8 protein-coding genes are annotated in these 5,982 nt (G+C 67.8%); 7 read left to right on the top strand and 1 reads right to left on the bottom strand.

Annotation, left to right across the window (positions count from 1 at the left end; genetic code table 11):
* The 4 genes from priA to hisI all read left to right on the top strand — a co-directional run.
* Positions 1 to 660, top strand: a 660-nt coding sequence (priA, locus tag VFA16_RS09075) for a bifunctional 1-(5-phosphoribosyl)-5-((5-phosphoribosylamino)methylideneamino)imidazole-4-carboxamide isomerase/phosphoribosylanthranilate isomerase PriA (protein WP_324967490.1), incomplete at its 5' end; no start/stop codon positions are given.
* The gene (locus VFA16_RS09080) at positions 657 to 1,463 is read left to right on the top strand and encodes an inositol monophosphatase (protein ID WP_324967491.1); all 807 of its coding nucleotides are present in this window, start codon (positions 657 to 659) and stop codon (positions 1,461 to 1,463) included. The genes priA and VFA16_RS09080, both read left to right, overlap by 4 nt.
* A gap of 1 nt (position 1,464) precedes the next feature.
* Positions 1,465 to 2,250 carry an imidazole glycerol phosphate synthase subunit HisF gene (gene hisF, locus VFA16_RS09085; protein WP_324967492.1) on the top strand — a complete coding sequence of 262 codons (786 nt, stop codon included), beginning with the start codon at positions 1,465 to 1,467 and terminating at the stop codon, positions 2,248 to 2,250.
* Positions 2,247 to 2,594 carry a phosphoribosyl-AMP cyclohydrolase gene (hisI, locus tag VFA16_RS09090; protein ID WP_324967493.1) on the top strand — a complete coding sequence of 116 codons (348 nt, stop codon included), beginning with the start codon at positions 2,247 to 2,249 and terminating at the stop codon, positions 2,592 to 2,594. Before hisF ends, hisI begins: the two co-directional genes overlap by 4 nt.
* Before the next feature lie 32 nt (positions 2,595 to 2,626).
* Here the strand turns inward: hisI and VFA16_RS09095 are convergent, their stop codons facing one another.
* Positions 2,627 to 3,097, bottom strand: coding sequence for a peroxiredoxin (locus VFA16_RS09095; RefSeq protein ID WP_324967494.1), 471 nt, complete (start codon positions 3,095 to 3,097; stop codon positions 2,627 to 2,629).
* Between the two features lie 51 nt (positions 3,098 to 3,148).
* Here VFA16_RS09095 and VFA16_RS09100 point away from each other — a divergent pair, with 51 nt between their 5' ends.
* The 3 genes from VFA16_RS09100 to VFA16_RS09110 form a co-directional block, all read left to right on the top strand.
* On the top strand, positions 3,149 to 4,690 hold the full coding sequence (locus VFA16_RS09100) for an anthranilate synthase component I (protein WP_324967495.1): 1,542 nt from the start codon (positions 3,149 to 3,151) through the stop codon (positions 4,688 to 4,690).
* Positions 4,691 to 4,712: 22 nt separating this feature from the next.
* Positions 4,713 to 5,342 carry a TIGR02234 family membrane protein gene (locus tag VFA16_RS09105; RefSeq protein ID WP_324967497.1) on the top strand — a complete coding sequence of 210 codons (630 nt, stop codon included), beginning with the start codon at positions 4,713 to 4,715 and terminating at the stop codon, positions 5,340 to 5,342.
* Positions 5,343 to 5,424: 82 nt separating this feature from the next.
* Positions 5,425 to 5,982: indole-3-glycerol phosphate synthase TrpC (locus VFA16_RS09110; RefSeq protein ID WP_324967496.1), on the top strand; the 558-nt coding region annotated here is incomplete at its 3' end.

Raw genomic sequence — 5,982 nt, forward strand, 5'->3', positions numbered from 1 at the left:
TCGGAGACGCATTACGGCGATCCGCTCAGTGCCGCGCTGGCCTGGCAGGACGCCGGAGCTGAGTGGATTCACCTCGTCGACCTCGACGCCGCCTTTGGCCGCGGCTCCAACCGCGAACTGCTGGCCGAGGTGGTGGGCAAGCTCGACGTGCACGTCGAACTGTCCGGCGGCATCCGCGACGACGACTCGCTGGCCGCAGCACTGGCCACCGGATGCGCCCGGGTCAACCTCGGCACCGCTGCGCTGGAAAACCCGGGCTGGTGCGCCGAGGTGATCGCCGAGTACGGCGACAAAGTTGCCGTCGGCCTCGACGTCCGCATCGTCGACGGCGAGCATCGGCTGCGTGGCCGCGGCTGGGAAACCGATGGCGGTGATTTGTGGGAAGTACTGGAACGCCTTGTCGCCCAAGGATGCCCACGCTTCGTCGTCACCGATGTCAGCAAGGACGGCATGCTCACTGGCCCCAATCTCGATCTGCTTCGCGCCGTCGCCGAACGCACCGACGCCCCGGTGATCGCATCCGGCGGGGTGTCCAGCCTCGACGACCTACGCGCCATCGCCACCCTGACCGGCAGCGGAGTCGAGGGCGCCATCGTCGGAAAGGCCCTCTACGCCGGCCGATTCAGCTTGCCGCAGGCGCTGGCGGCGGTGCGGGAATGACGAAGGACTTAGACGCGCTCGTGGCTGAGGCGTCGGCGATTCTCGACGCCGCCAGCGAGCAGTTTGTCGCGGGCCACCGCGCCGACTCGGCGGTCAACAAGCGGGGCAACGACTTCGCCACCAAAGTCGACCTGGCTATTGAGCGTCAGGTCGTCGACGCGTTGGTTAAATCCACCGGGATCGAGGTGCACGGTGAGGAGTTCGGCGGCGCGGACGTCGACTCGCCGTGGGTGTGGGTGCTCGACCCCGTTGACGGGACGTTCAACTATGCCGCGGGCTCACCGATGTCGGCGATGCTGCTGGGGCTTTTGCACAAGGGTGATCCGGTCGCGGGCTTGACGTGGGTGCCGTTCACCGGGCAGCGCTACACCGCGGTGGTCGGTGGCCCGCTGGTCAAAAACGGTGTGCCGCAGCCGATCCTGGCGTCCGCCAAACTGGCGGACTCGATCATCGGTATGGGAACGTTCAACGCCGACTCGCGGGGGCGATTCCCTGGCCGCTATCGGCTTGCCGTGCTGGAAAACTTGAGCCGGGTGTCGTCGCGGCTGCGCATGCACGGCGCCACCGGCATCGACCTCGCCTACGTTGCCGACGGGATTCTGGGCGGCGCAATCAGTTTCGGCGACCATGTCTGGGATCACGCGGCCGGAGTGGCGCTGGTGCGGGCAGCCGGCGGCATCGTGACCAACCTCGCCGGCGACCCGTGGACGCCCGACTCGCGGTCGGCTTTGGCGGCCGCGCCCGGCGTCCACGCCGAAATGCTGGAGATACTGCGCAGCACCGGCGGGCCGGAAGCCTACTGACATGTCTTCCGGTAACGGCCTTGCGGTGCGGGTGATCCCGTGCCTGGACGTCGACGACGGGCGAGTGGTCAAGGGCGTCAACTTCGCAAACCTGCGCGATGCAGGTGATCCGGTCGAACTCGCCGCGATCTACGATGCCGAAGGCGCCGACGAGCTGACCTTCCTCGACGTCACCGCGTCGTCGGCAGGACGAGCCACCATGCTCGAGGTGGTGCGCCGCACCGCCGAGCAGGTGTTCATTCCGCTCACGGTCGGCGGCGGGGTGCGCACGGTGGCCGATGTGGACGGTCTGCTGCGCGCCGGCGCCGACAAGGTGTCGGTGAACACCGCCGCGATTGCGCGCCCCGACCTGCTGGCCGAGCTGGCCCGCCAGTTCGGCTCGCAGTGCATCGTGTTGTCCGTCGACGCGCGCACCGTGCCGGCTGGGTTACCCCCCACACCGTCGGGCTGGGAAGTCACCACGCACGGTGGGCGGCGCGGCACCGGCATCGACGCCGTCGAGTGGGCGGTCCGTGGTGCGGAACTAGGGGTCGGCGAGATCCTGCTGAATTCCATGGACGCCGACGGCACCAAGGCCGGCTTCGACCTGGCCATGCTGCGGGCGGTGCGCGCAGCGGTCACCGTGCCGGTGATCGCCAGCGGGGGAGCGGGCGCGGTGGAGCATTTCGCGCCCGCGGTCTTCGCCGGCGCCGATGCGGTGTTGGCGGCCAGCGTGTTCCATTTCCGGCAGCTGAGCATCGGCGAGGTGAAAGCCGCCATGGCCGCCGAGGGAATCACGGTGCGATGACGCTGGATCCCGACATCGCGGCGCGCCTCAAGCGCAACGCTGACGGATTGTTCACCGCCGTGGTGCAGGAGCGGGTCAGCGGCGACGTGCTGATGGTCGCCTGGATGGACGACGCGGCGCTGGCCCGCACCCTGGAAACCCGTGAGGCGACGTACTTTTCGCGATCGCGTGGCGAGCAGTGGGTGAAGGGCGAAACGTCCGGGCACACCCAGTATGTGCATTCCGTGCGATTGGACTGCGACGGCGACGCAGTGCTGCTGGTCGTCGACCAAGTCGGCGGTGCGTGCCATACCGGCGACCACAGCTGCTTTGACGCCGACGTACTACTGGCACCGGAGGACTGACCGCGAGGTGGCGCGGTCAGGGAGAAGCAGCATCAACCAGACTGGCCCGCCCGCGCCCGCAACGTTTCCAACGCCTTGTCGGCGTGCGAGTTGAAGTTGAACTCACTGCCGATCACGTTAAGCACCGTGCGGTCGGTGTCGATGACGAACGTGGTGCGCTTGACCGGCATCAGCTTTCCGAGCAGCCCGCGCTTGACTCCGAACTGCTGAGCGACCGTTCCGTCGGCGTCGGACAGCAGCGGGAAATCGAAGCCGTGGTCGCCGGCGAATTTGGCTTGTTTGTTCACCGGGTCGGTGCTGATGCCGACCCGCAATCCGCCGACGGCAGCGAACTCGCTGGCCACGTCGCGGAAGTGGCAGGCCTCGCGCGTGCAGCCGGCTGTTCCGGCGGCGGGGTAGAAGAACAGCACCACGGGCCCGTCGGCGAGCAGGGTGCTCAGCGAGCGGGGTTTGCCGTCCTGATCGGGCAGTTCGAAGTTTGGCGCGGTGTCACCGGGTTTCATGGCGGTCAACGCTACGCCGGCCGCACTCGAGATGTCTGGAAAGATAGCTGCGTGCACGCCAACCTCGCCGCCGCCACTACCTCGCGGGAGGCTTTCCGGGCGCTGGCCGCAGAGCACCGGGTGGTTCCGGTGACGCGCAAGGTGCTGGCCGACACGGAGACCCCGCTGTCGGCCTACCGCAAGCTGGCCGCCAACAGGCCCGGCACCTTTCTGCTGGAGTCCGCGGAATACGGGCGCTCGTGGTCGCGGTGGTCGTTCGTCGGTGCCGGGGCGCCGTCGGCGTTGACCGTGCGCGACGGCGAAGCGGTCTGGCTGGGCGCGGTGCCGCAGGACGCGCCAACCGGCGGCGACCCGCTGCAGGCGCTGCGTGCCACCTTGGACCTGTTGGCCACCGCGGCCCTGCCCGGGCTGCCGCCGCTGTCCGGCGGCATGGTGGGCTTCTTCGCCTACGACTTGGTGCGGCGGCTTGAGCGGCTGCCTGAACTGGCGGTCGATGACCTCAGGTTGCCCGACATGATGCTGCTGCTGGCGACCGATATCGCGGCCGTCGATCACCATGAGGGCACCATCACGTTGATCGCCAACGCGGTGAACTGGAACGGCACCGACGAGCGGGTTGATGAAGCCTACGACGACGCGGTCGCGCGGCTGGATGTGATGACCGCCGCGCTGGGCCAGCCGTTGCCGTCGACCGTGGCGACGTTCAGCAGGCCGGAGCCCAAGCACCGCGCGCAGCGCACCGTCGAGGAGTACTGCGCGATCGTCGAGCGCCTGGTCCACGAGATCGAAGCCGGTGAGGCCTTTCAGGTGGTGCCGTCGCAGCGCTTCGAGATGGATACAGATGTCGAGCCGATCGATGTCTACCGGATACTTCGGGCATCCAACCCCAGCCCGTACATGTATCTGCTGCATGTGCCGAATGATGTTGGGGGAACCGACTTTTCGATAGTGGGCTCCAGTCCTGAAGCGCTTGTTACCGTGCAGGATCAGTGGGCGACGACCCATCCGATTGCCGGAACCCGTTGGCGCGGGCAGACGGAGGAGGAGGACCTGCTCCTGGAAAAGGAGCTGCTGTCCGACGACAAGGAACGCGCCGAACACTTGATGCTGGTCGATCTGGGGCGCAACGATCTTGGCCGGGTCTGCGTGCCGGGGACGGTTCGCGTCGAGGATTACAGCCACATCGAGCGCTACAGCCACGTCATGCATTTGGTATCGACGGTGACTGGGATGCTGGCAGAAGGCTGTACGGCAGTGGATGCGGTGCTCGCCTGCTTCCCGGCTGGCACGCTGTCGGGTGCACCGAAGGTGCGGGCGATGGAGCTGATCGAAGAGGTGGAAAAGACGCGCCGCGGCCTCTACGGCGGCGTGGTCGGCTACCTGGACTTCGCCGGCAACGCCGATTTCGCGATCGCCATCCGCACCGCGCTGATGCGCAATGGCACCGCCTACGTGCAGGCCGGAGGCGGGGTGGTGGCCGACTCCAACGGCGCCTACGAGCACACCGAAGCGACTAACAAGGCACGGGCGGTCCTGAACGCCATCGCCGCTGCCGAGACCCTCACTGAGCCTGACACCGGCGGCAATGACTAAGCCGGAGCGGCGCGGCCGACCGATGGTTTTGACCGCTCAGCTGTTGCTGGTAGTCGCCGCCGGCGGACTGTGGGCGGCGTCGCGACTGCCGTGGGTCGTCGTGCGGTCGTTCGACGGACTGGGGCCGCCGAAGACCGCTACCGTTTCCGGCGCGACGTGGTCCGCGGCGCTGGTGCCATTGGCGTTGTTGCTGCTGGCCACCGCCATCGCCGCGCTGGCGGTGCGGGGATGGCCGCTGCGGCTGCTGGCGCTGATGGTGGCGGCCGCGAGCTTGGCCAGCGGCTATCTCGCTATTGGTTTGTGGGCGCTGCCCGACGTGGCGGTGCGGGGGGCCGACCTCGCGCATGTACCGGTGCTGACGCTGGTCGGCAGCGAGCGGCGCTTCTGGGGCGCCGCGATCACGCTGGCGGCCGCAGCGTGCATGTTGGCTGGTGCAGCGTTGCTGATGCGGTCAGCGACGTGGGCTGGGACGACGAAATACACGACACCCGCGGCCCGCCGGTCGATGGCCGACCGCGACGACACCGCGGTGTCGGAACGCATGATGTGGGATGCGCTCGACGAAGGCAACGACCCGACCGATCGTCCCCGCGAGCGCGGCCCAGCGCCGGATCAAGATCCGCGACACGAAACTGACTCCGAGGGTCGGTGACGGCTGGCGCGCTCTCGCTCGCTACCCTTCGATGGACGTCGTCAATAAATCTGGCGGGGCTCGGCGAAAGGAACCGACAGCCATGAGTTCGGCAACCGTGCTCGACTCCATCCTCGAAGGAGTCCGCGCGGATGTTGCCGCTCGTGAGGCCATCATTAGCCTGTCGGAGATCAAAGCGGCCGCTGCAGCAGCACCACCGCCGCTCGATGTGATGGCGGCGTTGCGCGCGCCGGGGATCGCCGTGATCGCTGAGGTGAAACGCGCCAGCCCATCAGCGGGTCAACTCGCGAGCATCTCGGATCCGGCGAAACTTGCCCGCGCCTACGAAGATGGCGGCGCGCGGATCATCAGCGTGCTGACCGAGGAACGCCGCTTCCATGGCACGCTGGCAGACCTGGACGCGGTGCGTGCTGCGGTTTCGGTTCCGGTGTTGCGCAAAGATTTTGTGATCCGTCCGTATCAGATTCATGAGGCCCGCGCGCACGGCGCCGACATGCTGCTGTTGATTGTTGCGGCGCTCGAGCAGCCCGCGCTGGTGTCGATGCTCGACCGCACCGAGTCGTTGGGCATGACCGCTCTGGTCGAGGTGCACACCGAAGAAGAAGCGGACCGGGCGTTGAAAGCCGGGGCGCGGGTCATC

The organism is Mycobacterium sp. (assembly GCF_035653355.1).
GTDB lineage: Bacteria > Actinomycetota > Actinomycetes > Mycobacteriales > Mycobacteriaceae > Mycobacterium.